Origin of the sequence: Paraburkholderia phymatum (assembly GCF_040965635.1) — a bacterium.
In the GTDB taxonomy this organism is placed as follows: domain Bacteria; phylum Pseudomonadota; class Gammaproteobacteria; order Burkholderiales; family Burkholderiaceae; genus Paraburkholderia; species Paraburkholderia phymatum_B.
In genome coordinates this window covers 223,957-247,871 of sequence record NZ_JBFRCH010000003.1, presented here as the reverse complement: position 1 = coordinate 247,871, position 23,915 = coordinate 223,957, and the positions used below count along the sequence as shown (strand labels likewise).

General features: G+C 63.8%; 24 protein-coding genes. 9 read left to right on the top strand and 15 right to left on the bottom strand.

Annotated elements, in window-relative coordinates:
* The first annotated feature begins 1 nt into the window (after position 1).
* The 3 genes from AB4Y32_RS07755 (at position 2) to AB4Y32_RS07745 (ending at position 2,132) form a co-directional block, all read left to right on the top strand.
* On the top strand, positions 2–883 hold the full coding sequence (locus tag AB4Y32_RS07755) for a hypothetical protein (protein WP_368720759.1): 882 nt from the start codon (positions 2–4) through the stop codon (positions 881–883).
* Position 884: 1 nt separating this feature from the next.
* Entirely contained in the window at positions 885–1,805 is a 921-nt protein-coding gene (locus AB4Y32_RS07750) for a glycosyl hydrolase (protein WP_368720758.1), read from the top strand.
* 102 nt (positions 1,806–1,907) lie between these two features.
* Positions 1,908–2,132 (top strand): hypothetical protein, encoded by a 225-nt coding sequence (locus AB4Y32_RS07745; protein ID WP_368720757.1) that lies wholly within the window; start codon positions 1,908–1,910, stop codon positions 2,130–2,132.
* 104 nt (positions 2,133–2,236) lie between these two features.
* Here AB4Y32_RS07745 and AB4Y32_RS07740 read toward each other — a convergent pair whose 3' ends face one another.
* Positions 2,237–4,480 carry an NADP-dependent isocitrate dehydrogenase gene (locus AB4Y32_RS07740; protein ID WP_368720756.1) on the bottom strand — a complete coding sequence of 748 codons (2,244 nt, stop codon included), beginning with the start codon at positions 4,478–4,480 and terminating at the stop codon, positions 2,237–2,239.
* A 24-nt stretch (positions 4,481–4,504) separates the two neighbouring features.
* Here AB4Y32_RS07740 and AB4Y32_RS07735 point away from each other — a divergent pair, with 24 nt between their 5' ends.
* The 3 genes from AB4Y32_RS07735 to AB4Y32_RS07725 all read left to right on the top strand — a co-directional run bounded on the left by AB4Y32_RS07735 (position 4,505) and on the right by AB4Y32_RS07725 (position 6,682).
* Complete coding sequence (locus AB4Y32_RS07735) at positions 4,505–4,804, top strand: hypothetical protein (RefSeq protein ID WP_368720755.1); 300 nt, start codon at positions 4,505–4,507, stop codon at positions 4,802–4,804.
* A gap of 146 nt (positions 4,805–4,950) precedes the next feature.
* Complete coding sequence (locus AB4Y32_RS07730; RefSeq protein WP_368721082.1) at positions 4,951–6,087, top strand: MBL fold metallo-hydrolase; 1,137 nt, start codon at positions 4,951–4,953, stop codon at positions 6,085–6,087.
* Positions 6,088–6,316: 229 nt separating this feature from the next.
* The gene (locus tag AB4Y32_RS07725) at positions 6,317–6,682 is read left to right on the top strand and encodes a hypothetical protein (protein WP_087737552.1); all 366 of its coding nucleotides are present in this window, start codon (positions 6,317–6,319) and stop codon (positions 6,680–6,682) included.
* A 108-nt stretch (positions 6,683–6,790) separates the two neighbouring features.
* On the opposite strand, the gene AB4Y32_RS07720 is transcribed toward AB4Y32_RS07725, so the two are convergent.
* From AB4Y32_RS07720 to AB4Y32_RS07700, 5 genes are all read right to left on the bottom strand, one after another.
* Positions 6,791–7,501: a DUF899 family protein gene (locus tag AB4Y32_RS07720; RefSeq protein ID WP_368720754.1), complete on the bottom strand. Its 711-nt coding sequence runs from the start codon at positions 7,499–7,501 to the stop codon at positions 6,791–6,793.
* Positions 7,502–7,570: 69 nt separating this feature from the next.
* Positions 7,571–8,224, bottom strand: coding sequence for a glutathione S-transferase family protein (locus tag AB4Y32_RS07715; protein WP_368720753.1), 654 nt, complete (start codon positions 8,222–8,224; stop codon positions 7,571–7,573).
* A 195-nt stretch (positions 8,225–8,419) separates the two neighbouring features.
* On the bottom strand, positions 8,420–9,151 hold the full coding sequence (locus AB4Y32_RS07710) for an FprA family A-type flavoprotein (protein WP_368720752.1): 732 nt from the start codon (positions 9,149–9,151) through the stop codon (positions 8,420–8,422).
* An 81-nt stretch (positions 9,152–9,232) separates the two neighbouring features.
* On the bottom strand, positions 9,233–9,571 hold the full coding sequence (locus AB4Y32_RS07705) for a DOPA 4,5-dioxygenase family protein (RefSeq protein ID WP_368721081.1): 339 nt from the start codon (positions 9,569–9,571) through the stop codon (positions 9,233–9,235).
* A gap of 100 nt (positions 9,572–9,671) precedes the next feature.
* Positions 9,672–10,727, bottom strand: coding sequence for a phytoene/squalene synthase family protein (locus AB4Y32_RS07700; RefSeq protein WP_368720751.1), 1,056 nt, complete (start codon positions 10,725–10,727; stop codon positions 9,672–9,674).
* Positions 10,728–11,265: 538 nt separating this feature from the next.
* Here AB4Y32_RS07700 and AB4Y32_RS07695 point away from each other — a divergent pair.
* On the top strand, positions 11,266–13,140 hold the full coding sequence (locus tag AB4Y32_RS07695; protein ID WP_368720750.1) for an ABC transporter ATP-binding protein: 1,875 nt from the start codon (positions 11,266–11,268) through the stop codon (positions 13,138–13,140).
* A 140-nt stretch (positions 13,141–13,280) separates the two neighbouring features.
* The gene (locus AB4Y32_RS07690) at positions 13,281–14,201 is read left to right on the top strand and encodes a serine/threonine dehydratase family protein (protein WP_368720749.1); all 921 of its coding nucleotides are present in this window, start codon (positions 13,281–13,283) and stop codon (positions 14,199–14,201) included.
* A gap of 52 nt (positions 14,202–14,253) precedes the next feature.
* Here AB4Y32_RS07690 and AB4Y32_RS07685 read toward each other — a convergent pair whose 3' ends face one another.
* From AB4Y32_RS07685 to AB4Y32_RS07670, 4 genes are read right to left on the bottom strand one after another with little or no spacing between them, the layout of a single operon-like run.
* On the bottom strand, positions 14,254–15,453 hold the full coding sequence (locus AB4Y32_RS07685; RefSeq protein WP_368720748.1) for a cytochrome P450: 1,200 nt from the start codon (positions 15,451–15,453) through the stop codon (positions 14,254–14,256).
* Positions 15,454–15,484: 31 nt separating this feature from the next.
* Positions 15,485–16,468 (bottom strand): 2-dehydropantoate 2-reductase, encoded by a 984-nt coding sequence (locus AB4Y32_RS07680; RefSeq protein WP_368720747.1) that lies wholly within the window; start codon positions 16,466–16,468, stop codon positions 15,485–15,487.
* A gap of 12 nt (positions 16,469–16,480) precedes the next feature.
* On the bottom strand, positions 16,481–17,263 hold the full coding sequence (locus AB4Y32_RS07675; RefSeq protein ID WP_368720746.1) for a class II aldolase/adducin family protein: 783 nt from the start codon (positions 17,261–17,263) through the stop codon (positions 16,481–16,483).
* 21 nt (positions 17,264–17,284) lie between these two features.
* The gene (locus AB4Y32_RS07670; RefSeq protein WP_368720745.1) at positions 17,285–18,493 is read right to left on the bottom strand and encodes an amino acid aminotransferase; all 1,209 of its coding nucleotides are present in this window, start codon (positions 18,491–18,493) and stop codon (positions 17,285–17,287) included.
* 159 nt (positions 18,494–18,652) lie between these two features.
* Between AB4Y32_RS07670 and AB4Y32_RS07665 the strand changes: the two genes are divergently transcribed.
* On the top strand, positions 18,653–19,588 hold the full coding sequence (locus tag AB4Y32_RS07665; RefSeq protein ID WP_368720744.1) for a LysR family transcriptional regulator: 936 nt from the start codon (positions 18,653–18,655) through the stop codon (positions 19,586–19,588).
* A 79-nt stretch (positions 19,589–19,667) separates the two neighbouring features.
* Here AB4Y32_RS07665 and AB4Y32_RS07660 read toward each other — a convergent pair whose 3' ends face one another.
* The 5 genes from AB4Y32_RS07660 to AB4Y32_RS07640 form a co-directional block, all read right to left on the bottom strand.
* Positions 19,668–20,153, bottom strand: coding sequence for a hypothetical protein (locus AB4Y32_RS07660; protein WP_368720743.1), 486 nt, complete (start codon positions 20,151–20,153; stop codon positions 19,668–19,670).
* 28 nt (positions 20,154–20,181) lie between these two features.
* Positions 20,182–20,808: a hypothetical protein gene (locus AB4Y32_RS07655; protein ID WP_368720742.1), complete on the bottom strand. Its 627-nt coding sequence runs from the start codon at positions 20,806–20,808 to the stop codon at positions 20,182–20,184.
* Positions 20,809–20,829: 21 nt separating this feature from the next.
* Positions 20,830–21,261: a DUF302 domain-containing protein gene (locus AB4Y32_RS07650; protein ID WP_368720741.1), complete on the bottom strand. Its 432-nt coding sequence runs from the start codon at positions 21,259–21,261 to the stop codon at positions 20,830–20,832.
* Positions 21,262–21,334: 73 nt separating this feature from the next.
* Positions 21,335–21,817, bottom strand: coding sequence for a hypothetical protein (locus AB4Y32_RS07645; protein WP_368720740.1), 483 nt, complete (start codon positions 21,815–21,817; stop codon positions 21,335–21,337).
* Between the two features lie 533 nt (positions 21,818–22,350).
* A complete protein-coding gene (locus tag AB4Y32_RS07640) occupies positions 22,351–23,799 on the bottom strand; it encodes an NAD-dependent succinate-semialdehyde dehydrogenase (RefSeq protein ID WP_368720739.1) in 1,449 nt (482 codons plus the stop codon).
* Positions 23,800–23,915 lie beyond the last annotated feature (116 nt).

Here is a 23,915-nt window from a genome sequence, read left to right as displayed (position 1 = left end):
TATGGCAGATGACGACAGAATCGTGGGTTACGCGGAATCGTATATGACGCCAAGGTCGTACACGAAGCGCGCAAGAGTGGAGCGGACCGCATGCGAAGTTCAGGTTCCTCCGGCAGCGGACTCGATCATCGGGCACTGCGAGTATTACTACAGGCCTCTGCATTGCGAGTACGTTGATACCGTCACAAAGGTCACGGCAGGAAGCGCGTGGGCGACTGTCAAAGCCTTTGCAACCTCTTGGGACCCGTGGACGGACAAGGAAGTTGCTGCGCGTCTGCTACATGAGCGCCAGACGCTGATCCAGCCGGAATGCACCGCTTCAGACTGGTCGAGGCACAGCAACTTCATGATGCGTCACATCGGCTGCGGACATAAACCGCCCTCCTACTACCTGAGTTACGGCTATTTCTATTGTTCGAACTACGGCGCGAAGCTATACCCGACATTGAGCCCCGCCGGGCAAGCATGGCTTTGTAGCGCAAGGTGGTATCTGCAAAAAAACATGGAAGATGGACTTAAACAAAATATGCAGGGAAAAATCATCAAGATCAGTAGCGCCAAGCACGGTAATGGGAGTTTCAAGATGGCGGTCACACAGTATCAGCTCGAACTGGACAGCAAAACGTTCAAGACCTTCGCGTTCAAGACGCACCCACTTGCGTACCTGGACGGTGGACTGGCGGACCTGCAGATTGGCGACATGCTCAAGATCATGGGAGGCCCGGCTCTAGAGGAGTGGGCAGATCCGCGAACCTACCAGCAGGTATGGGACAGCGGCAAAGTTGTTGCCGGCAAGACTCTCGGCGACGCGTGGGATGACGCCAAGATGGATGTTGACGATCCGGTGAGCAAGATACTCGGGCGTCTGATGAACGCGAAGTGAAATGCGAATGCTCAAGCGCAGGAATTTAATCGTGGGCGGCTTGTCGGTACTAGCCGTCGCAACTTGCGGATATCGCAACATGACGACACCAGGCTGGAAGACAATTTCAACGACTTTCATGAAGAATGACAAACCGTATGGGGGCGGCGACTGCCGGATAAGCGGGAATGAAGTCATCAGTCTCAAAATTGCGGACCCCATAATCACGTTCAAGCCGGTTGAACAACTGAAGGGCCCGCAGGTCGCGGAGCCTACCGAAGCATGGATGAATAATTCGAGTGAGCGGCTCAATCGGTCTACAGTCGGCTTCTTTCGAGGCACGATTGACGGTGGCCTGACTCGCTATTTCCAGCAACCCGGGCAGGATGCGGCCTGGTGGTATTCGAAAGCCTGGAGCACGCAATACATCAGCACGGACTGGATGGACTACAAACGTGCTGATCATGAAAAAGGACCTGCGCCGCATATCACGAAGCTCTGGCGCTCGCACGACGGCGGAAAGAACTGGACCCAGCTCAAATGGCCCGAGAATCAGAACATCGGGCAACTGATGTTCCTCGATTCCGAGCGCGGCTATGCAGTGGGCTGGGGTCCACGCGTATGGCGCACAGCGGACGGTGGCCATTCATGGAGAGAAATCAACGTCCCCTATTTCGCCACCGACGACCGTGAGCCGCGAAAGACCTTCGACGGCGTGAACCTCGGTTCCGATGGAACGTTGCGCGTTGCCTGCTACGTGACCCAATTGGGCGAAATCCTGCAATCGAGCGTCATCGAAAAGCTGAAATGGGATAGCGAGACCTTTGAGCAGGATGTTGTGCTCCCCGGTCAGGTTGTGGTGTCCCTTGAATCGGAGCAGACACAACCGGATTACACCTATTCCATCTACGCCCTTTCACGCCTGGGATTACCACGCAACTGAAACGACCGAAACGATAACGGAGATCGCACAGGTGCAATTTCGACGTGGACCAGTCGCGGAAATCCAGCCGCAGTCGAACAACGAAATACGTTCGACGCAGGTTTGACACTGGACGGCCTCAGCGTAGGGAAGCGGGGCGTATTGCTTGTTTATGCGACGGATGCGACACGAGAAGGCGCACCCCACGATATGACGCTGGCAAGCAAGGACTACGGCAAGTCGTGGGCCGATACTGATGATGGAATCACGCAGGGCGTCTATTTCGACGCGGCGACAAATACGCAGTACGGGCTTTATGCCTACACGTTGAAGAAAAGAACCTGGTAGGCTCAAGTGCACCCTGATGAACAGATCCGCTTCGGTGCGGTTTCTTTAAAAAGCCCGCGCATCGAAATGCGCGGGCTTCGTTCACAGCGCTACGCTGCTGCGGCTCAGGCCGTCACGGCGGCCAGCGCGGCGTTGAGCGTCTTGCTCGGACGCATTACGCTATCCAGCTTCGCGAAGTCGGGCTTGTAGTAGCCGCCGATGTCCGCTTCCTTGCCCTGCACATCCGACAGTTCGCCGACGATCGTCTTCTCGTTGTCCGTCAGCACCTTCGCGAGCGGTGCGAACTTCGCAGCGAGTTCCGCGTCTTGCGTCTGCGCGGCTAGCTCCTGCGCCCAGTACATCGCGAGGTAGAACTGGCTGCCGCGATTGTCGAGCTCGCCCGTCTTCGGCGAAGGGCTCTTGTTGTTGTCGAGCAGCTTGCCCGTTGCCGCGTCGAGCGTCTTCGCGAGGATCTTCGCCTTCTCGTTGCCCGACTTGATGCCAAGCTCTTCCAGCGACACGGCCAGCGCGAGGAACTCGCCCAGCGAATCCCAGCGCAGGTGATTTTCTTCGGCCAGCTGCTTCACGTGCTTCGGCGCCGAACCGCCCGCGCCCGTTTCGTACATGCCGCCGCCTGCCATCAGCGGGACGATCGACAGCATCTTCGCGGACGTGCCCAGTTCCATGATCGGGAACAGGTCGGTCAGGTAGTCGCGCAGGATGTTGCCCGTCACCGAGATCGTGTCCAGACCGCGAATCACGCGCTCCAGCGAGTAACGCATCGCGCGAACCTGCGACATGATCTGGAGATCGAGACCCGACGTGTCGTGATCCTTCAGGTACGTTTCGACCTTCTTGATCAGCTCGGCTTCGTGCGGACGGTACGGGTCGAGCCAGAACACGGCCGGCATGCCCGAGTTGCGCGCGCGCGTGACGGCAAGCTTGACCCAGTCGCGGATCGGCGCGTCCTTCACCTGGCACATGCGCCAGATGTCGCCCTTCTCGACCTGCTGCGTGAGCGCGCTCAGCACCTCGCCCGTCGCGATGTCGACGATGCGCGCTTCGCCGTCTGCGGGAATCTCGAAGGTCTTGTCGTGCGAGCCGTACTCTTCCGCCTTCTGCGCCATCAGGCCGACGTTCGGCACCGTGCCCATCGTCTTCGGATCGAACGCGCCGTTGGTCTTGCAGAAGTTGATGATTTCCTGGTAGATGCGCGCGAACGTGCTTTCCGGGATCACGCACTTCGTGTCGGCTGGACGGCCGTCGGCGCCCCACATCTTGCCGCCTGCGCGGATCATCGCGGGCATCGACGCGTCGACGATCACATCGTTCGGCGCGTGCAGATTCGAGATGCCCTTCGCCGAGTCGACCATCGCCAGCGCGGGGCGGTGCTCGTGGCACGCGTGCATGTCGCGGATCACTTCTTCGCGCTTCGATTCCGGCAGCGCTTCGATCTTCGTGTACAGATCGACGAGGCCGTTGTTGACGTTCACACCCAGTTCGTCGAAGAGCTTCTGGTGCTTCGCGAACGCATCCTTATAGAACACCTTGACTGCGTGGCCGAAGACGATCGGGTGCGAGATCTTCATCATCGTCGCCTTCACGTGCAGCGACAGCATCACGCCCGTCTTGCGCGCGTCTTCCATCTGGTCTTCGTAGAACGTGACCAGCGCCTTCTTGCTCATGAACATGCTGTCGATGATCTCGCCGTCCTGCAGCGCAACCTTCGGCTTCAGCACGATCGTCTCGCCGCTCTTCGTGACGAGTTCCATGCGGACGTCACGCGCGCGGTCGAGCGTGATCGACTTTTCGCCGTGGTAGAAGTCGCCATGCTTCATGTGCGCGACGTGCGTGCGCGACGCCATGCTCCACTCGCCCATGCTGTGCGGATGCTTGCGTGCGTAGTTCTTGACGGCGGCGGGCGCGCGGCGGTCCGAGTTGCCTTCGCGCAGAACCGGGTTCACGGCGCTGCCGAGGCACTTCGAGTAGCGCTTCTGGATCGCCTTTTCTTCGTCGGTCTTCGGGTCTTCCGGATAGTCCGGCACCTTGAAGCCCTTCGCTTGCAGTTCCTTGATCGCGTTGACGAGTTGCGGCACCGACGCGCTGATGTTCGGCAGCTTGATGATGTTCGTGTCCGGCAGTTGCGTGAGGCGGCCCAGCTCGGCCAGGTTGTCCGGCACGCGCTGCTCTTCCGTCAGGAACTCCGGAAACTCGCCGAGAATGCGGCCGGCCACGGAGATGTCGCTGGTCTCGACATTGACGCCGGCGGGCGCGGTAAACGTGCGGATGATCGGCAGAAAGGCACTCGTCGCGAGCAGCGGGGCTTCGTCGGTCAGGGTGTAGATGATCGTAGGTTGCTTGTTACTCATCGCTTTGCTCTCGGTCGAGAAAGGTTGGGAAATGCCGCCGGCGGTGCCAAGGCCGACGCGAATGCCCCGAATTTTGCCTTATTTTCAATTTTGACGGTTCGAATCGGGCCAGTCAGCACGGCGTTTCGGAAAAAAATTGCACGATTTGAACCGTATTCGCGCCCTTTATCGATGGCAAGCGGCATTTCACTTCACTTCTGCATTCCGCTGCCGGCACAATTTTTCCGGTTAGCAAGTCGCTCGGTGCACACGACGAATGCCGGCAAAATACAGGCACTGCGACCCGGAATTCAACCGTGCTCGCTGGATATGGCGAGCCGATGAACCGGATTGCAGTCGTTCGGGCCTACGTTCGCGCCGAACACGTTGCCGTCGCTTCGGCGACGAAAACAGTGTCCGTCTACACTGATGCACAGTCCACTGTCCGGCTTGCGCCGTTCGAGCACTTCGCGCCCATTTGGCCATTGACGATGCCACGCCCGCTTCGCCTGCCTTTGCTGTGCGCCGCCTTCGCCGTGCATGCCGCGGCGACGCCTTGCGTCGCCGGTGCGCAGGAACGGGAGCCATCGCCGGAGCGCGTCGCCGCGGCGGGCATCCATCACGCGCCGCGCACGGAGCATGGCTTCGAGAACAACGACGGGCCGCTCGTGCGCGGCTCGTTCTGGAAGTGGCGCTGGAACCGTCTGATCCACGGCTTGCCTCCGCCGCCCGCGAACGGCTACGCGTTTCCCGTCGATCACTCCGACGTCGAATGGATCAAGGCGAACCGCAGCGAAAACACGATGACGTGGATCGGCCACGCGAGCACGTTGCTGCAGATCGGCGGCGCCAACATCCTGACCGACCCTATGTTTTCCGAGCGCGCGTCGCCGCTTCCGTTTCTCGGACCGAAGCGGCGCGTGCCGCCGGGCTTGACGCTCGGCCAGTTGCCGCACATCGACGTCGTGCTGATCTCGCACAATCACTACGACCATCTGGATACGGAGAGCGTCGAAGCGCTGAACGGACAGCCCGGCGGCCCGCCCCTCTTTCTCGTGCCGCTCGGCATCAAGGACTGGCTCGCGAAGAAGGGCATCACGAACGCGCGCGAACTCGACTGGGGCGATGAAACGGAAGCGGCGGGTCTCGACTTCTGGTTCGTGCCCGCGACGCACTGGTCCGCGCGCACGCTAACCGACCGCAACGAGACGCTATGGGGTGGCTGGGTCGTGAAGACGCCCGAAGGCGCCGCGCATCCGTACTCGCTGTATTTCGCGGGAGACACCGGCTATTCCGCTGACGCGAAGCGGATCGGCGCGGCGTTCGGCTGTTTCGACCTCGCGCTGATTCCGATCGGCGGATATGCGCCGCGCTGGTTCATGGGTCCGCCGCATCTCGATCCGCAGCAGGCCGTGCAGGTTTTCGAAGACGTGCATGCAAAAAAGGCTATCGGCGTTCACTGGGGCACGTTCGAGTTGACCGACGAGCCGCTCGACGAACCGCCGAAAAAACTCGCAGAGGCGACCCGCGAAGCCAGTCTGCCCGACGACGCGTTCACGGTCCTGCATCATGGTCAGATGATCACGCTCGACGATCCCGGCGATCCGCGCGACGCCTGTTCGCGCTGACGGGTATCGAGCGTTCGCGCTGCGCTGCGTCCGTGCAATGGCCACGAAGAGCATCGGAAAGCGCCCGCGATCGTCGGCCAGCACACGTTCGGACACGCGCGCGAGAAAGCACACATCCGGTTAAACCCTGTCGTGTACGGCACAACCTCGTGATATTGTCGTACACACACGGGTTCGAGCTTTGCTACGCGGAACTCACGTCATATCCGTTACCTTCGCGAGCGTCGCCATGAGTGATGTACGCCATCTTCTGAGCCAACGCGACCGCGTGGAGCTGCTTTGCTGGCTCACATGCGGGAGCCTCGGTGCCTGGTATCTGAACGAAGCCTGGCCCTCGCCGGCTTTTCACGTGGAGGCCGCGCACAAGTGGCTCGACAGGCATAGCCGCACAGCGGACTGGCTGTGCATCGCGAAGCTGTCGGCCATCGCACTCGACATCGCGCAGCGGCACGCGTCGTTCGTCGAAGCCGACTGGGCGCGCGACGCCGTCGAAGAAATCCTCGATACCGACGAGCTCGATTCACAGGCGCGTCTCGTGATCGCCGTGCTCGGCGACTGCGAACGCGCACTCGCCGACCGGCGCATCGCAGACTGAGCGTTCACGCGGAACCCGCACAGATCCGCACACGGCCGCGCCCATGCGGCGCGAGTGCGTTCGCGCTTCGATCACGCCAACCGCAACGCGCCATTCAACGCACGCCATTCACCTCGCGTAGTCGAGCTTCGGATACCAGTTCGGATCGCGCCCTTCCGGCGTCATGTCGAAGATCGTCCACATCGGCATCAGATCCGGCGCGCCGCGCGGGTCCTGTCCCGGGTCCGCCGTCGGGAAGCCCATCTCGGCAGCGTAGAAATGCCGGACCGTGCCGCCCCGGCGCGTGAACACCTGGAACGCCGGCTCGTCGCCGCCATCGGTGCCGATCGCGCCGAAGTCGCGGCTGTACTCGCCGTTGACATCCGAATACAGCTTCAGATCGCGCCAGCCCCGCTCCTTCTTGAACGCGACGAGCCGCTCGATCGGCGAGCGCGCGACGACGGCCAGCGCGATGCGCTGCTCAATGTCGCGCGCCTCGCCGTCCCATGCGCTCAGCAGCGACGTGCACATCGGACAAGGCCGCTCGCGCTGCGGCCCGAACATATAGCTGTAGATGACGAGCGTGTCCTTGTCGCCGAACAGTCCCGCGAAATCGACGGGCCCTGCTTCGCCGACGAAGCGGTAGTCGCCCGTCACCTCCCCGCCGGGCGGCAATGTGCGACGTAGCTCGGCGACGCGTTCGATCTGCCGGCGCAGCTCGATTTCCTCGGCGAGCAGCGTGTCGCGCGCCTGTCGGTACTCGACGCTTTCATTCGGATAGTGCCTGCCGTTGCGCTTCACGAGCTCGGCGGCGGGCACGAGAGAAGATGCAGAAGACATGTTCGGCCTCCGTTGAAGAAGCATGGAAACGGCTGCCCGATGTACGGGGCAGCCGCAGATGCATCGAAGTCAGTCGCGATCGGGCGCGCCGAGCGGAAACAAGTGCCGATAAACACGCGCTTCGTCGACGGCGCGTGCGAATGACGGCCGTTTCAGCAGCCGCTGGCGATACGCGATCACGTGCTCGAACTTCGGGTCGATCCGATGCGTCCAGTCGGCGTAGAAGAGGAACGGCGCGGCGGCGCAATCGGCGAGGCTGAAACGCTCGCCCGCTGCCCACTCGCGATTTCGCATCGCTTCGTCGAGCCACGCATACGCGGTTTCGAGCTGCGCGCGTGCATCGGCGACGCCGCGCGCGTCGCGCTCGCCCTCGCTGCGCAAGCTGTCGAAGACGATCTTCTGCTGCGGCGTCGCGACATAGTTGTCGAAGAAGCGATCCATGAAGCGCACTTCGAGCGCGGCGCGCGGATCGTCCGGTATCAGTTGCACGGGGCCGGGATGAAACAGCCCGAGGTGCTCGATGATCACGGTCGCCTCGACGATCGTGCGGTCGTCGTCGACGAGTAGCGGAAAGCGCCTGATCGGCCAGCGCGCGGCGAGTTCATCCATCGCGCCGGGTTCGTCGAGCCGGCGGTACTCGAACGGCGTGCCGTTCTCGTATAACGCGGTGAGCGCCTTCTGGCAATACGAAGAAAACGGATGGGCGTAGAGCTTCAAGGTCATCGTCGTCGTCCTTGCTGAGTGGTAGCGGCACAGCGGACAAATGGTCCACTTAACCTGACGACGAACGGCGGCAACGCGAATCGACACGCCCGCGCGAAAAAGTCTTGCTGCACTGCGGCGTTCGAACGTGCATCGGCGTTCATCGACCGCGCAGAAGTTCGCGTCCGCGCCGCCGCCAGTTTGAGCAGCAGAGCCTTACTCGCGCAGCGACTGCGCCAGCGCGCGGATCAGCGAAGCGCAGTCGCCCTGCCACGCGCTGCCGTGCATGCAGGCGAGCGTGCGCGGCTCGAGCGCGGCGAGCCGATCGAGCATCGCGTCGGCGTGTTTCGTGTGCGAGTAGTAGTCCATGCTGCGGCGGAACGCTTCGCACGGACCGAGGATGTCGGAACCCGTGACGGGAGGATGATCGCTGCCCGGTTGCGTGAAGAGATCGCTGCATAGCAGCGTGCGCGTCGTCTCTTCGATCATCATCCCGCATTCCCATGCGTGCGGCAGATGCGGCGTCGCGAGCCAGCGCACCTTGTGCTTGCCGAGATCGACGGCTTCGCCGTCTTCGAGGCCGCGCGCCGGACGGTCGGCGAGATCGTCGATGGACACCAGCTTTGCAATCGATCCGCACAGCGGCTGCGCGTCGGGCGCGACGGCGAGCCATTCGTTCAGGGACCCGCACTCGTCCGCCTCGACATGCGAGAAAGCGATGTGGCGCAGCCGCTCGGGTGGAATCACGGACGCGACCGCCTCGCGCACGAGCGCGAACATCTTGCGCGGCCCCGTATGAAAGAGCAGCGGCTCGTCGTCGGCGATCAGATACTGGTTGAACGAGAAGCCGCCCGGACCGCCTTCGAACACGACGGGCGTGTTGATCCGGTAGATGCCATCCGATACTTCATCGACGTTGGTGCCCGACACTGCGTTCGTGATCGTCATGACGAGACCTCCGCGCGCGATCGCGCGTAACGATGTGCAGCAGCGCGCAACGGCGCGCAATCGTGCGCGGGGCGCAGCGCGCTATCCGCCCAGCGCGGCGAGATTCAACTGATGAGAGCGCCCGATCCACGCGGCCGCTTCACGATGATCGCGCAGTGCGTCGCCTGTGTTCGGATGAATGAAGACATCGAGCGCGCCATGATTGAGCGTGAGCCACTCGAACAGCTCCGCGAACAGTTCGCGGCCGAACTTGAGCTGATACGACCACATCGGATGCGGTCCGACGAGACGCTCGTGAAAACGACCCATTTCGAGCCTGCCGCCGAAGCGGGCCTCGATGGCCTCGCGCAAAGCCCACGCGGCATCGCGCGTCGCCTGATCGAAATACACGTGAGCATGCCAGTCGACGATATCGGTCATGATCGATTGCGGCCGATGCCGCCCTTCGCTGCAAGTCATGTGACGTTCATCATAGGCTTTCGATTGCCGTACAGCCAGGCGAAGCGGCAACGAGCGAGGCTCAGCGAACGTCGATGCGCGCTTCGATCGCACCGATCAGACCTTCGATCCACCGGCGCAGCATCGCATCCGACAGCGAAACGGGAAGCGAACGCGCGATGATCCCGTACACCTGCTTGCGCTGGATCTTCGATACCTTTGCCGGTTCGAGCCAATGCGCGTTGTCGACGAGCAGCAGCAGCGTTTCGAGCCCGATCACGATCGGCCACACGCACGCGAGCCGCAAGCGCAGCGAGAAGCGCGGAATCGCGAGCGTGTAATCGAGCGCCGCGCGGAAATGATCGAGCGACTTGCGCACGAGCTCATGCATCAACGGCTGTGCGCGCGCCGATGCCTGCGGCTGAAGCAGTTGCTCAGGGCTCAGCCCGAACCGGTCGAGCATCGCGGACGGCAGATAGCAGCGCCCGATCCGCAGATCCTTGCCGCAATCGCGCAGCACGTTCGTCATCTGCAAGGCCTTGCCGAAGCGCACGCCGCGATCGAGCATCGTCGCGGCGTCCGTCGTCAACGTGCCGGGCAGATGCGCGTACGTCATCTTCGTCCAGAATTCGCCGACGCAGCCCGCGACGAGGTACGTATAGCGGTCCAGCTCGTCCCATTCGCGCAGTGCGGCGATCCGGCCCGAACGCTCGTCGGGGAAAGTGCGCAGATCGAATTCCATGCCCGTCGTCAGCGTCGTGACGATCTCGCGCACGGCGGCGCGGTCGGCCTCGTCGAGTTGCGCCAGCACGTCGAGCGCGGGCGCGATCGATTCGAGCAGCACCTTTTCGTCCGACTGCGTCTGCTGGCCCGCCACTTCGCCAGCGAGGCGGCGCGCGAGAGCGCCGTCCTCGGTCGCGCCGTTGATCTGCTCGCGCAACGCAAGCAGCAATTCGAGGCGTTGCGCCGCAGGAATCAGCGCGGTATCGGCGATCGTGTCGGCGGCGCGCGCGAGCAGATACGCAAGCCCGATCGGATCGCGCATGCCGGCGGGCAAGATGCGCAACGTCAGATAGAACGAACGGGACACCCCTTTGAGCAACGGACCGAGCAAGAAGGCCCGAGTGGAACTGGACATGAGTTGAGGTCGAATCAGGTTGGGTCGCGGTTTGGGCAAAGCCTGGACGCTTCGGCGCTGCGGCATTGTATCCGGCACGCCGGCTTCGGGCCCTGAAAACCGCTCGCGTGCCCGTCGCGTATCCGTCGCGATGAACGAACGATGAACTGCTGCGGATGAACACTCGATGAATGGTAGAGAAATGGGTCGATCACGCGCGCATAAAGCCACCACTACGCGTCGGGTCAAGGCAATCCGCGAGCAACTTGCGCAAGCTTTCCTGCTACAATCGAGCACCTCAGACGCAGTACTTCATCCATTCATTCACCCAAGGGAGGCGTTCAATGCACGCAATGCACATCGCAGTCTCTCGCGGGTTTCCACGACGCGTCATCGGCTCTTCGAGCTAGGTCGCCGTCAGCGTAGGCACGCAGAGGCCCGCGCTTTTACCAGACAACCGGTTTTATTCGTCCCTGCCGCAACTGGCGGGCATCGGCCGTCTGCTCTCGAATCTCCTGACTGGATAGCGATGCGCGCGTCGCGCCGCACGCTGTGACACATGGCTAGCAAAAAACTCGACTTTGGCGCGCAAGCGTTCAGAAGCGTTCTCGGCTTCACTTTCAATCACTGGCGCAAGCAGCCGGTGCGCATCGTCGGCATTGCGCTGTTCGCGCTGATGGCCGCGTTCGCTGACGTGCTGACGCCGATGTTCGCTGGGCGTCTCGTCGATGCGCTCACGTCTGGCAGCGCAGGCGGCGCAAGCGGCAAGGCTGCGTCGCACGCGGCGCTGATCGCGTTCGTCACGCTGATCGGCCTGGGCATCGGCGGCACGGTGCTGCGTCAACTGGTGTATCGCAGCATCATCGTGATGACGCTCAAGATGATGAGCGCGATCTGCGCGAACGCGTTTCATCGCGTGCAGCGCTTCTCGACCGACTGGCACGCGAACAGCTTCGCGGGCTCGACCGTGCGCAAGATCACGCGCGGCATCTGGGCGCTCGACCTGCTCAACGACACGTTGCTGATCGCGCTGCTGCCGTCGCTGGTGATGCTCGCGGGATCGACGGTGCTGCTCGGCCTTCACTGGCCCGTGATGGGCATCGTGGTCGGGCTGGGGTCGCTGCTGTATGTCTCGGTGACGGTCGCGCTGTCGCTCGGCTATGTCGCGCCTGCCGCGCGCCTCGGCAATCTGTGGGACACGCGCCTGGGCGGCGCGCTCGCCGATGCCGTCAGCTGCAATGCCGTCGTCAAGGCGTTCGGTGCGGAAGAGCGCGAAGAGTCGCGGCTCGACCGCGTGATCGGCAAATGGCGTCAGCGCACGCGCCGCACGTGGCAGCGCGGCACGACCAACGGCGGCGTGCAGGGCGCCATGCTCGCGCTGATGCAGGCCGCGATACTCGGCGCGGCGCTGCTGCTGTGGCTGCGCGACGAAGCGAGCGTCGGCGATATCACGTATGCGCTGACCACCTTCTTCGTGCTGCAAGGCTACCTGCGCGATGTCGGCATGCACGTGCGCAACCTGCAGCGCTCGGTCAACGACATGGAAGAGCTCGTTGCGCTCGAACGCGAGCCGCTCGGCATCGAGGACAAGCCGGGTGCGCGCGCGATCGATATCCGCGTGGGCGAGATCCGATTCGATAACGTGACGTTCCGCTACGGCGCGCATCGGACGCCGCTCTATCGCGACTTCTCGCTGCGCATCGCGCCGGGCGAGCGGATCGGGCTCGTCGGCCATTCGGGCTCGGGCAAGACGACGTTCATCAAGCTGATCCAGCGTCTGTACGACATCGACGAAGGCCGCATCACGATCGACGGACAGAACATCGCCGATGTGCAGCAGGCGTCGTTGCGCCGCCGCATTGCGATCGTGCAGCAAGAACCCATCCTGTTTCACCGCTCGCTCGCGGAGAACATCGCGTACGCGCGCCCCGGCGCTACGCTCGACGAGATTGTGCAAGCCGCGAAGCTTGCGAGCGCGCACGAGTTCATCAGCGCGCTGCCGCTCGGTTACGACACGCTCGTCGGCGAGCGCGGCGTGAAGCTGTCGGGTGGCGAGCGTCAGCGGGTCGCGATTGCGCGCGCGTTCCTTGCGGATGCGCCCGTTCTGATCTTCGACGAAGCGACGTCGAGTCTCGACAGCGAAAGCGAAGTGCTGATCCAGCAGGCGATGGAGCGGCTGATGGTCGGACGCACGACGCTGGTGGTTGCGCACCGGTTGTCGACGGTGCGCGCGCTGGACCGGCTGCTCGTGCTCGACAAGGGGCGCGTCGTCGAGGAAGGCAGCCATGAACAACTGATCCGTCTCGACAACGGCGTGTATCGCCGGTTGTTCGAGCGCCAGGCGCTGGAGCTGACGAAAGGACTGCTCGACGACGGGCCCGTGCGCGGCAACGAGCGGTTTTCCGGCGATCCGAGTCTGATTGCGGGAAAGTGAGTTTCCTGCCTGACGGGATGTCTGTGGTGTCCGCGGCGGCTTCGCGCCGTCGCGGACATGAAGCCCGATCCACCATCACTTGCTCTATCATTAACGACTCCGCGAAACACCTTCATCGCGACGCCGCAGGCACCTTCATCATGACACTGCACATCGATACTCCCCTTCTCGAATCGCAACCGCTCAGCCGCGCGCTTGGCCGCCGCGTGCTGCTCAAGATGGACGCGCTGCAGCCGCCCGGCTCGTTCAAGATTCGCGGCATCGGCTACGCGTGCGAAGAGCATGCGAAGGCCGGCAAGCGGCGGTTCGTGTCGTCGTCGGGCGGCAATGCGGGGATCGCGGTCGCCTACGCGGGCCGAGCGCTGTCGATACCCGTCACGGTCGTCGTGCCGCAGAGCACCGGCGAGCGCGCGAAGGAACTGATCCGCATGCAGGGTGCGGACGTGATCGTGCACGGCGCGACCTGGCAGGAAGCCAACGCGTTCGCGCTCGAAGAGGCCGGCCCCGACGACGCGTTCATCCACCCGTTCGACGATCCGCTCCTCTGGCAGGGCCATGCGTCGATGATCGACGAAGTCGCGCGCACCGGCGCGAAATTCGATGCTGTCGTGCTGTCAGTGGGCGGCGGCGGCCTGATGGCGGGCGTGATCGAGGGTTTGCGGCGCAACGGCCTCGGCAACGTGCCGGTGATCGCGGTCGAAACGGAAGGCGCGTCGTCGCTCGCGCAATCGGTGCGCGCGGGCAAGCGGATCGAGCTGCCGGGCATCACGAGCGTCGCGACGTCGCTGGGGGCGAAGCAGGTCTGCGAGCAGGCCTTTACGCTGACGCAGACCCATCCCATCGAATGTATCGTGGTGTCCGATGCGGAAGCCGTCACCGCGTCGCGACGCTTCGTCGACGATCACCGTGTGCTGGTCGAGCCCGCATGCGGCGCGAGCCTCGCGCTCGTCTATCGGCAGACACAAGCGCTGCAGCGCTTCGATAGCGTGCTCGTGATCGTATGCGGCGGCGCAGGAACCACGATCGAGCAACTGGAATGCTGGCATCGCGAGATGGCCTGACCCTGCATCACCCAGGCCCACGCGGCTCGATCAAAGCAGGATCAAGGCAAGATCAAAGCGTGGCCATCAGCGATTCGACGCCGCGCAGATTGTTCCGCCTGTGCCACATGAGCGCATCGAGATTAGTGACGCGCATCTGCGGCAAGCGCGTCATCAGCTTGCGCAGCGCGATCTCGAGTTCCATCATCGCGAGGCGCGCGCCGAGGCAATAGTGAATGCCCGCGCCGAAAGTCAGCAGATGCCCTGACGGCTCGCGTTCGATATCGAGCGTATCGGGCCGCGCGAAGCGCTCGGGGTCGCGATTCGCCGAGCCGAGCAGCATGAACACGATCGAGCCGCGCGCAAGCGTCGCGCCCTCCACTTCGATATCGTCGAACGCGGTGCGCACGACCATCTGCACGGCCGTGTCATAGCGCGCGCATTCGGCGACGGCCTTCGACATCAGCGACGGCTCGGAATGCAGACGCGCGAGTTGCGCCGGATGCCGGTGCAGCGCGATCAGCGCGTTGCCGAGCATGTTCGACGTGGTCTCGTGTCCCGCGACGAAAAGCAGAATCGCGTTCGACACGATCTCTTCCTCCGACAGCCGCTCGCCCCCCTCTTCCGCCTGGATCAGCGACGAGACGATATCGCCGCCGGGCGTGGCGCGCCGTTGCGCGACCACGGCGCCGAAGTACTGTTCGAGATCGAGCGCCGCCTGATTAGCGCGAGCGAGCGCATCGGCCGAAAGCGGCGCGAGGTCGAACGTGGAGACGAGCAGGCCCGCCGCGTCGCCGAGCCGTTGCCCTTCGTCGACGGGCACATCGAGCAGCCGGCAGACGATCTGCAACGGCAGCGGCAACGCGAACTCGCGCACCAGATCGACTTCACGCTTGCCCTGCATCGCGTCGATCAGACTGTCCGTCGTCTCTTCGACGATCCGGCGCAGCGTTTCGATCTGCCGCGCATTGAACGCCTTCATCAGCAGCGTGCGCAGTCGCGTGTGCACGGGCGGATTCATCATCAGCAACGTGCGGTCGAGCGCCTGAAACACCGGCTGTCCGCGCGCGGCATCGCCATAACGCGCGACCACGCTCGGCATATACGTCTTGCCCATGCGGCGGTCGGGTAACAGCGCATCGATGACGGCGTGCCGCCCCGTCAGCATCACGTTGGGCGCGAGCGGCACGAAAGCGCCCGCGCGCCGGATGTCCTCGTAGAACGGATAGGGATTGTCGAAGTACGCCGGCGACGAAAGATCGGTGAATTTCATGCTCGATGATGCGAAGTTGAAAAACGTGTGCTCACGCTTGCGGATACAGTCCGCGCGCGCGAGCATGCAGCCGCGCGAGCCCGAACAGCGCGTTCGCATACGGCGTTTCGACGCCCGTCAGCGCGCCGAGTTCGCAGACCGCGCCGACGAGCGCATCGAGTTCGACCGCCTTGCCCGCTTCGACGTCTTGCAGCATCGACGTGCGCATCGCGCCGAGCTTTAGCGTGACGGCGTGACGATCTTCGGGCGCCTGGTCGATGGGAATGCCGAAGCGCGCGCCGATCTCCTTCGCTTCCAGCATCACGCGCGTGATGAAATCGCGTGCGAGCGGGTCGCTGAGAATCTTGTCAGTGGTCGCGCCCGTGATCGCGCTCACGGGGTTCATCGTCATGTTGCCCCACAGCTTGTACCAGACGTCGCGCTGGATCTGCCCGGATGCGGTGGCGTCGAAGCCCGCCTTGCGCAGCAGTTCGACCAGCGACGTCACGCGCTCGCTTGCGTGCCCCGTCGCCTCGCCGACGATCAATCCGCGCCCCTGATGATGCGCGACGACGCCAGGCGCATCGACGCGGCAACTCGCGTGCACGACGCAACCCAATGTGTGCGCAGCGGGAATCGCGGCGGCAATCGAGCCATCGGGATCGACGGACGCGAGACGCGCGCCCGCGAACTCGCCTTGCAGGCCGTCGCAGAACCACCACGGCACGCCGTTCATCGCCGTCAGCACCATCGTGTTCGCGCCGAGAAGCGGTCCGATATGCCGCGCGACGTCGGCCATGCCCGGCGCCTTCACGGCGACGATCACAAGATTCTGCGCGTCGAGCGCTTCGGGACGCTCGCTTGCATGTACCTTGACAGCATGCGTCTCGCCGTTTTCGACGAGGCGCAAGCCGTGTTCGCGCAACGCTTCGAGCGTCGCGCCGCGCGCGACCACGCTCACCTCGCAGCCCGCTTGCGCGAGCTTCACGCCCATCCATCCGCCGATCGCGCCCGCGCCGTAGATGCCTACTTTCATCGTTCTTCTTCCTCAGAGCTTGTAGCTGGCGTCGATCCTGTCGACCTTGCGCACCAGCGCGTCGAACACGTCCTGTCCCGCGCCGTAGCGCACGTCGAATTGCAGCGCATCGCGCGAGCATCGCTCGGCGATGGCTTCGGGCACCGCGCGCGCCGGGCCCATCGCGAACGTCGCGACCTGGATCTCGCACGCGCGGTTCAGCGTCCACAGATACGCGAACGCTTGCGGCAGCGTTTTGCCCCACGACAGCAGCCCGTGATTGCGCAGGATCACCGCCTGCCGGTCGCCGATATGCTCGACGAGTCGCGGCCCTTCTTCGGCATGAATGGTGATGCCCTCGAAGTCGTGGTACGCAATGCGCTCGTGCAACTGCGCGCTGTAGAAGTTCGTCTGCTGCAAGCCGCCCTCCGAGCACGCGACGGCAACGCCCGCCGTCGTGTGCGTGTGCATCACGCAATGCGCATCGGCGATGCCCTCGTGCAGCGCTGCATGCACGGTGAAGCCCGCCGGGTTCACCGGGTACGCGGAGCCGTCGAGGATGCGCCCTTGCGCGTCGATCTTCACCAGGTTGCGCGCGGTCACTTCGCTGTAGTGCAGGCCGAACGGATTGATCAGGAACTGCTTCGTGCCGCCCGCCACGCTTTCGGGGAGGCGCACGGTGATGTGGTTGTAGATCAGCTCGGTCCAGCCCAGCATATCGAAGACGCGATAGCAGGCGGCCAATTGAACGCGCGCCTGCCATTCGTCGGGATGCATTTCCGGCGCAGCCTGTTTGTCTCGCTCCAGAGTCTCCATGTGTGTCTCCTCACTGCGCTCTTACTGGCGCGCACCAGGGCCTGCGACGGCCGCGATCGCCGACGCCACATAGCCGACGTTGCTGCGATTGAGGCCCGCGACGCACATGCGGCCCGAGCGCAGCAGATAGATGCCGTGCTCGTTGCGCAGCGTTTCGACCTGAGCCGCGCTCAAGCCCGTGTACGTGAACATGCCGACCTGCGCGACATAGCGCGCGCGCATCACTTCATCGACGCGTCCAGCGAGGCCATCGTGAATCGCATGACGCATTTCATGAATGCGGTCGCGCATCACGCGCAGCTCGTCGTCCCACGACGCGCGCAGCTTTGCGTCGCCGAGCACGCCCGCGACGAGTCGCGCGCCGTGCATCGGCGGGTTGCTGTAGTTCGCGCGGATCATGAAGGTCAACTGGCCGAGCACGCGCTGCGCTTCGACGGCGTCCTTGCAGACGACGCTCAGCGCGCCGCAGCGTTCGCCATACAGCGAGAAGTTCTTCGAGAACGAGTTCGCGACGATCAACGGCACGTCCGCCGATGCCAGCATCCGCACGCATGCCGCATCTTCTTCGAGGCCGTCGCCGAAGCCCTGATAGGCCATGTCGACGAACGCGATCAGCTTGCGACGCTGCAGCACGGGCACGAGTTCGCGCCATTGCTCCGTCGTCAGGTCGACGCCCGTCGGGTTGTGGCAGCACGCATGCAGCAACACGATGCTGCGTTCGGGCAGGGCGTCGATCGTGTCGCGCATCGCGTCGAAGCGCAGACCGCCCGTTGCGTCGTCGTAGTACGGATACGTGTTCACGGTATGCCCCGCCGCTTCGAACACGACGCGGTGATTCTCCCAGCTGGGATCAGAGAGCCACACCTGCGAGCCCGCGAAGTGGCGCTTCAGGAAATCCGCGCCGACTCTGAGCGCGCCCGATCCGCCGACCGTCTGGACCGTTGCGATGCGGCCCGCCGCGCGCGCTTCGCTATCGGCGCCGAACACGAGCGCCTGCGCGGCGTCGCGATAAGCGGGCAGCCCAGCCATCGGCAGATACGAACGCGGCGTGCCCAGCGCGACGACGGCCGCCTCGGCCTCACGCACAGCCGACATCACGGGCAGCGTGCCGTTTTCGTCGAAGTAGATGCCGATGCTCAGATTGACCTTGTTCGTGCGCGGATCGCGCTGGAAGTCTTCGTTGAGGCTCAGGATGGGATCGCCGGGGTAGGCTGGGATGTGTTCGAACATGGCATTGTCTCTATCTGTGTTGATGTTGGCTCGAAGGTGCGAAAGATTGCATGAACCGAGGCCGCAGAACCGGCGCGTCGCAACAGTGTCGCGAAAAGCGCGCGTCATCACAATCAATCGATTTTGGATGATTCGTAAGTTTAGCTTTAGAATCGCCCGATGGCTCTCACACGCGTCACCATACGCCAATTCGAGGCGTTTCTAGCGATTGTCGATCAGAACGGCATTGCCGCGGCGGCGGAACGGCTGGGGCTCACGTCGTCCGCCGTCAGCCAGTTGCTGGCGGAGCTGGAGCGCGAGATTGGCTTTCGTCTGTTCGACCGCACGACGCGGCGCGTGAGCCTGTCGACGGCGGGCCGCGACTTCCTGTCTTCGGCCGAATCGGTGCTGCGTCATCTGCGCGCCGCCGAGCAGACGGCGAGCGATATCCGCAATCGTGCGGCGGGCATCGTGCGCGTCGGCGCGCCGCTGGTGCTCGCGAGCACGGCGCTGCCCTACGCGATCGCCGGCTACGCGGCGCACAAGCCGAAGGTCGTCGTGCGCGTGGTGGATACGGATGTCGAGCAACTGGTGGAGCGCGTCGCGAGCGGCGACGTCGATCTGGCCGTCGGCCCCGATCGCACGACGGGCGACCGCGTGCGGCGCGAAGCGATTTTCCGCAGCCCGTGGGTGTTGTGGTGCGCGGCCGAACATCCGCTTGCGCGTCGGCGGCGCTTGCGCTGGCACGATCTGCGCGGCACGTCCATCGTCGCGACAGGCCGCGATCACGAAGCGAGCGTCGCGCAGATGCTGGCCGACCAGCCATCGGATGCACGGATCGCGCCCGTCGAAGTCGTCGACAACGTGACGACGGCGTTCGGTCTCGCCGCGCAAGGTCTTGCCGTCACGCTCGCGCCCGCTTATGTGAAGCCGCTCGCGCAGACGTTCGGCCTCGCGATGCGGCGCGTCGTCGAACCGGAGACGATCCGCGAAGTGTGCATCTATCGCCCCGTCGACCGTTCGCTGTCGCCGTCCGCCGATGGCTTCGCGGAGTTTCTCGGCGTCTGTCTGAAGACGTGGGACCGCAAGACCCAGGGCGTGGGCGCGTCAAGGTGACCTTTCGGCAGTACCGTTGCACGAAGCAGGCAAGCTTCCCGGCGAGGCGCACATTCGTCGCCATCGATCGCATCGCTCGTCAGTCGAAAGACTCGGGCGCGATCTTACCGCCCGCTATCACAAGGTGCGCGGCATCGACACCGGGCGCGAAGAATCGCCAGTCTTCATGATCCTCCACAACATCGGGGATAACGGTGAGGCGGAAGCCACGCGACATGGAAAGCACGACGCTGGCCGCTTCGCTCACTGAGACCGCGTCGACAGTCACGGTGCCATGCTCAACCAATATTTCCCGGAGACGATGAGCGCTCGCGTGCGCCTTTTCATCCGGCCCACGAAGATCATCCTCCATTGCTACAACTCGACCCGCTTCTTCGAGCCGCCACGCGCATTGCACATGAAGCGCCCATTCACCAACGTGTTTGAGCTTCCCTCTAAAGTTGGTGACCGGCCGCAGAGCGCCAAAGCTCAGTGTAAGCATGTCGGCGGCGTGATTCACGCCACTTAGAACCAGCCCGCGTAGCACCGACAGCCGCTGCTCAATTTCTTTTCGAGTATCGATCATCGAATCATTCCGTTCGTGTGCTGGTGCGCTACCACAGATCGAACATATCCTTTGCGCGTTCCATGAGATCGTGGAAGCCAAGACCTTCGCCAGAAATCTCGTCATGAAGTCGCCAGGATTGACTGGGAGTCAGGCCCAAAATCCGGGCGACATCATTGGTCTGTTTGTTCTGCGCCTGATTATTTCGGGGCGTGCCTTCGCCGCCCGCCAGCTCGTCGACGTCGCCATCGGACGGTGTGTTCGGCTGGTAGTCGAATGGCTGCGCATCGCTGAGCGGTGTTGATGCATCGTCATCAGGATCAGAGCCGTCCGTCAGGCTCTCGACCATGTCGGGTGTACCTTCGCCATCATCGTCCGGGTCTGATCCGCCGCTGAGCACGGCCCCGGCCACGCCGAGCAAACTGCCGCCGTCATCGCCCCCGCTGTCGTTATCGCCGCCGCTCGCACTCAACGCGGCGCGCGCCGCCTTCAACTGTGCCTCTACGGTAGAGGGATCGTATGGCCCTCTCAGCACCGGTTCACCATCCCATACCAAAGGCCCTGGCCCGGCATTCCTGAAGGCGGCCCACACCGTGCCGCCGCCGCCGCTGCCGAATCCGCCACCGCCTGACTGCTGCGGCCAGCGCAGCGGCGCAGGCGTGGGCCTGAACGTCATCGGAAGCGAGCGCCAGTAGGCTCAAGCCGGCTCACGCGCAGCGACCATCTCGATCAGCCCCTTCGCCTTCGAAAGCGGCTCGACGATCGACGCGTCCAGCCCATAACCGACGACGAGCGCATCCGTCACGTCGTCGATAGCAAGCCAGGTGGCGCGCGCATCGTCCTCCCACACGAGCGCCTTCAACGGCAGCAGCAGCGCCGCACACGGATTCGCCTGCATCACGGGCGTGCCGCTCTTCGGGTTGCCGAATACGATCAGGCGCGTCGGGCGCAGCGTCATGCCGACCTGCGCGGCGGCGTCGGCCTGATCGATGTCGACGAAGATCGTCATGCCCTTGTCGGCGAGCAGGCCGCGCAATCGCGCGACCGTCACGGAAAATCCATGCGCGCTCTTGAACGTCGCAACCGACGCGGGAGCTTTCCCTGCGCAAATATTCGTAGCTTCAGTCATCGCATACCCCGGTGATGGCATTCACCGCAGTTTAGACATCGCACCGCGACAACAAAAGCGCGCAAGCGAACGATCAAGCCTGTACGTGAGCTTGAGCTTGCGCGGCGAGTGCGCGGAAATTCTCGGGCGTCGCGAACCTGCGATACTGCGCCTGCATGTCGGGCGTCAGCAGCTCGATCAGCGTACCGTTCTCGATCCACAACTCGATCACGTCGAAGAAGTTGTTGCCGCGCGTGCAGCGCACCGCGCGCCACCCTTCGCGCTCGCCGATCGCGATCACTTCCTGCTCGGAAAGCGGCGTCGCGACGGCCATATGGAAGCCGCTGTATTGCGCACGCGTGCCCATCTTCGAAGCAAGCGGCTCCTGTGCGTCGCCGGGCGTGAGCGTGAGATCGCTTGGATAGGTCTCGATGATGGTGCCGCGATCGTCGCCCGCGACCGCCATCCAGGCGCCTTCGAAAGGCGAAAACGGCGCGGCGAAACCGCCCCACAATTCGGCGAGCGTGCGCGCGACGCGCTCAGGGTTGTGCGTGGGAATGGACGCGTGAAAGATCATCGAAGCTCTCCAGTGACTCGTGCAGTGACTTTTGTTGAACGACACTCAGGCGCAAAGACGGTCTCGAGATCCGCGCGACGATTGCACGCGTGAACGCCCGAGGTCTGCTGCGTCGTGCGTTTTCGTTTTTGTTTTCACGCGCGCGGCACGCGCGATGTCGAGGGCTGCTGCATGCGCCTCGCCTGCAGCGAACCATTCAGTGATCTGTGAGCAATACGACGAGAACGGGGCCGGCTTGCCGCGTTTGAAAAGACGGCAACGGTATGAGCAATGCGATCCGAACGAACCGCCGACCCATCGATGCCGCGTGTCTGAACATCGCACAGCAGGAGTCGCGGGCACGCTGCATCGATCGCCATGCTAGAAGCGCATCGCGACGCGACCAATCGGGAGTTTTACCAACGGCTTTCGATTCGTCCGACGAACCGCTTTCGCGCGCGTTCGCGGACAGCCTATGGCAGCTCGATGACTGACGATTACGATAAGCCGCCCGCCGTTGCAGCGGGGCGGCATGTTTGACATTTGTGTCGACGTTAGACGGCCATCACCGTCACGGCCTTCGTCACCAGATAGGCTTCCATCGCCTCCGGTCCGCCTTCCGAACCATAGCCCGAATCCTTCACGCCGCCGAACGGCATTTCCGGCGTCGGCGTGGCGGGCTGGTTGATCCACAACATGCCGACTTCGAGGTTTTGCGACAGCAGATGCACGTTGCGGAACGACTTCGTGAACGCATAGCCTGCGAGACCATACGGCAGACGATTCGCTTCCGCGATCGCGTCTTCGAGTTTGTCGAAGCCGCGAATCGCGGCGACGGGGCCGAACGGCTCGTTGTTGAACACATCGGCTTCGAGCGACACGTTGGTGAGCACCGTCGGCGCGAAGAAGTTGCCCTCCGAGCCGACGCGCTCGCCGCCCGTCGCGATCGTCGCGCCCGTTGCGCGCGCGTTCTCGACGATGCTCGCCATCGCCGTCAGACGCCGTGCGTTTGCGAGCGGCCCGAGTTGCGTGCCTTCGGCAAGACCGTCGCCGATCTTCAGGCCTTCGGCGTGCTTGATGAGCGCGGCCGCGAATTCCTCGCGGAGACTGTTGTGCACGAGAAAACGCGTCGGCGAAATGCAGACCTGGCCCGCGTTGCGGAACTTCGCGGCGCCCGCTGCCTTGACGGCGAGCGCGACGTCGGCGTCTTCCGCGACGATCACGGGCGCATGGCCGCCCAGTTCCATCGTCGCGCGCTTCATGTGCTGGCCGGCCATCGCGGCCAGTTGCTTGCCAACAGGCGTCGAGCCCGTGAACGTGACCTTGCGGATCACGGGATGCGGGATCAGGTAGCTCGAAATCTCAGCCGGGTCGCCGAACACGAGGCCGACAGTGCCGGGAGGCACGCCTGCATCGACGAAAGCCTTCAGCAGGCCCGCGGGCGACGCGGGCGTTTCTTCAGGCGCTTTCACGAGGAACGAGCAGCCGCTTGCGAGCGCGGCGCTCAACTTGCGGACGACCTGGTTGACGGGGAAATTCCACGGCGTGAACGCGGCGACAGGACCGATCGGTTCCTTGATCACGAGCGACTGCGCATTCAGGTTGCGCGACGGCACGATGCGGCCATAGACGCGGCGGCCTTCGTCGGCGAACCACTCGATGATGTCGGCGGCCGACAGCACTTCGATGCGCGCTTCGGCAAACGGCTTGCCCTGCTCCTGCGTCATCAGGCGCGCGATGCTTTCGGCGCGCTCGCGCACGAACGCGGCCGCCTTGCGCATCGTCGCGGCGCGCTCGTTGGCGGGAACCTTGCGCCACGCTTCGAAGCCCTTTTGCGCAGCTTCCAGCGCGCGGTCCAGATCGGCCTTGCCCGCGTGCGCGACCTTGCCGATCGGCTTGCCCGTCGCGGGATTGATGACGTCGAGCGTCTTGCCGCTGGCGGCGTCGCACCACTCGTTGTTGATCAACAGACGGGTATCGGTGTAGCTGCTGGATGTGACCATGCTGTATTCCTGAAAGTGGAAAGACGCCGGGCCGCGAGCGCTGCACGCGGTCCGGATCGGGCTGCTGGGAACGTCGATCTTAGCCGATTGCGCGAAACCTTACCTGCGAGCCGCAC

Coding starts and splice junctions, on each gene's coding strand:
- AB4Y32_RS07755 (WP_368720759.1), top strand. CDS start 2: ATGGCAGATGACGACAGAATCGTGGGTTACGCGGAATCGTATATGACG.
- AB4Y32_RS07750 (WP_368720758.1), top strand. CDS start 885: ATGCGAATGCTCAAGCGCAGGAATTTAATCGTGGGCGGCTTGTCGGTA.
- AB4Y32_RS07740 (WP_368720756.1), bottom strand. CDS start 4,480: ATGAGTAACAAGCAACCTACGATCATCTACACCCTGACCGACGAAGCC.
- AB4Y32_RS07730 (WP_368721082.1), top strand. CDS start 4,951: ATGCCACGCCCGCTTCGCCTGCCTTTGCTGTGCGCCGCCTTCGCCGTG.
- AB4Y32_RS07725 (WP_087737552.1), top strand. CDS start 6,317: ATGAGTGATGTACGCCATCTTCTGAGCCAACGCGACCGCGTGGAGCTG.
- AB4Y32_RS07720 (WP_368720754.1), bottom strand. CDS start 7,501: ATGTCTTCTGCATCTTCTCTCGTGCCCGCCGCCGAGCTCGTGAAGCGC.
- AB4Y32_RS07715 (WP_368720753.1), bottom strand. CDS start 8,224: ATGACCTTGAAGCTCTACGCCCATCCGTTTTCTTCGTATTGCCAGAAG.
- AB4Y32_RS07710 (WP_368720752.1), bottom strand. CDS start 9,151: ATGACGATCACGAACGCAGTGTCGGGCACCAACGTCGATGAAGTATCG.
- AB4Y32_RS07705 (WP_368721081.1), bottom strand. CDS start 9,571: ATGACCGATATCGTCGACTGGCATGCTCACGTGTATTTCGATCAGGCG.
- AB4Y32_RS07700 (WP_368720751.1), bottom strand. CDS start 10,727: ATGTCCAGTTCCACTCGGGCCTTCTTGCTCGGTCCGTTGCTCAAAGGG.
- AB4Y32_RS07695 (WP_368720750.1), top strand. CDS start 11,266: ATGGCTAGCAAAAAACTCGACTTTGGCGCGCAAGCGTTCAGAAGCGTT.
- AB4Y32_RS07690 (WP_368720749.1), top strand. CDS start 13,281: ATGACACTGCACATCGATACTCCCCTTCTCGAATCGCAACCGCTCAGC.
- AB4Y32_RS07685 (WP_368720748.1), bottom strand. CDS start 15,453: ATGAAATTCACCGATCTTTCGTCGCCGGCGTACTTCGACAATCCCTAT.
- AB4Y32_RS07680 (WP_368720747.1), bottom strand. CDS start 16,468: ATGAAAGTAGGCATCTACGGCGCGGGCGCGATCGGCGGATGGATGGGC.
- AB4Y32_RS07675 (WP_368720746.1), bottom strand. CDS start 17,263: ATGGAGACTCTGGAGCGAGACAAACAGGCTGCGCCGGAAATGCATCCC.
- AB4Y32_RS07670 (WP_368720745.1), bottom strand. CDS start 18,493: ATGTTCGAACACATCCCAGCCTACCCCGGCGATCCCATCCTGAGCCTC.
- AB4Y32_RS07665 (WP_368720744.1), top strand. CDS start 18,653: ATGGCTCTCACACGCGTCACCATACGCCAATTCGAGGCGTTTCTAGCG.
- AB4Y32_RS07660 (WP_368720743.1), bottom strand. CDS start 20,153: ATGATCGATACTCGAAAAGAAATTGAGCAGCGGCTGTCGGTGCTACGC.
- AB4Y32_RS07655 (WP_368720742.1), bottom strand. CDS start 20,808: ATGACGTTCAGGCCCACGCCTGCGCCGCTGCGCTGGCCGCAGCAGTCA.
- AB4Y32_RS07650 (WP_368720741.1), bottom strand. CDS start 21,261: ATGACTGAAGCTACGAATATTTGCGCAGGGAAAGCTCCCGCGTCGGTT.
- AB4Y32_RS07645 (WP_368720740.1), bottom strand. CDS start 21,817: ATGATCTTTCACGCGTCCATTCCCACGCACAACCCTGAGCGCGTCGCG.
- AB4Y32_RS07640 (WP_368720739.1), bottom strand. CDS start 23,799: ATGGTCACATCCAGCAGCTACACCGATACCCGTCTGTTGATCAACAAC.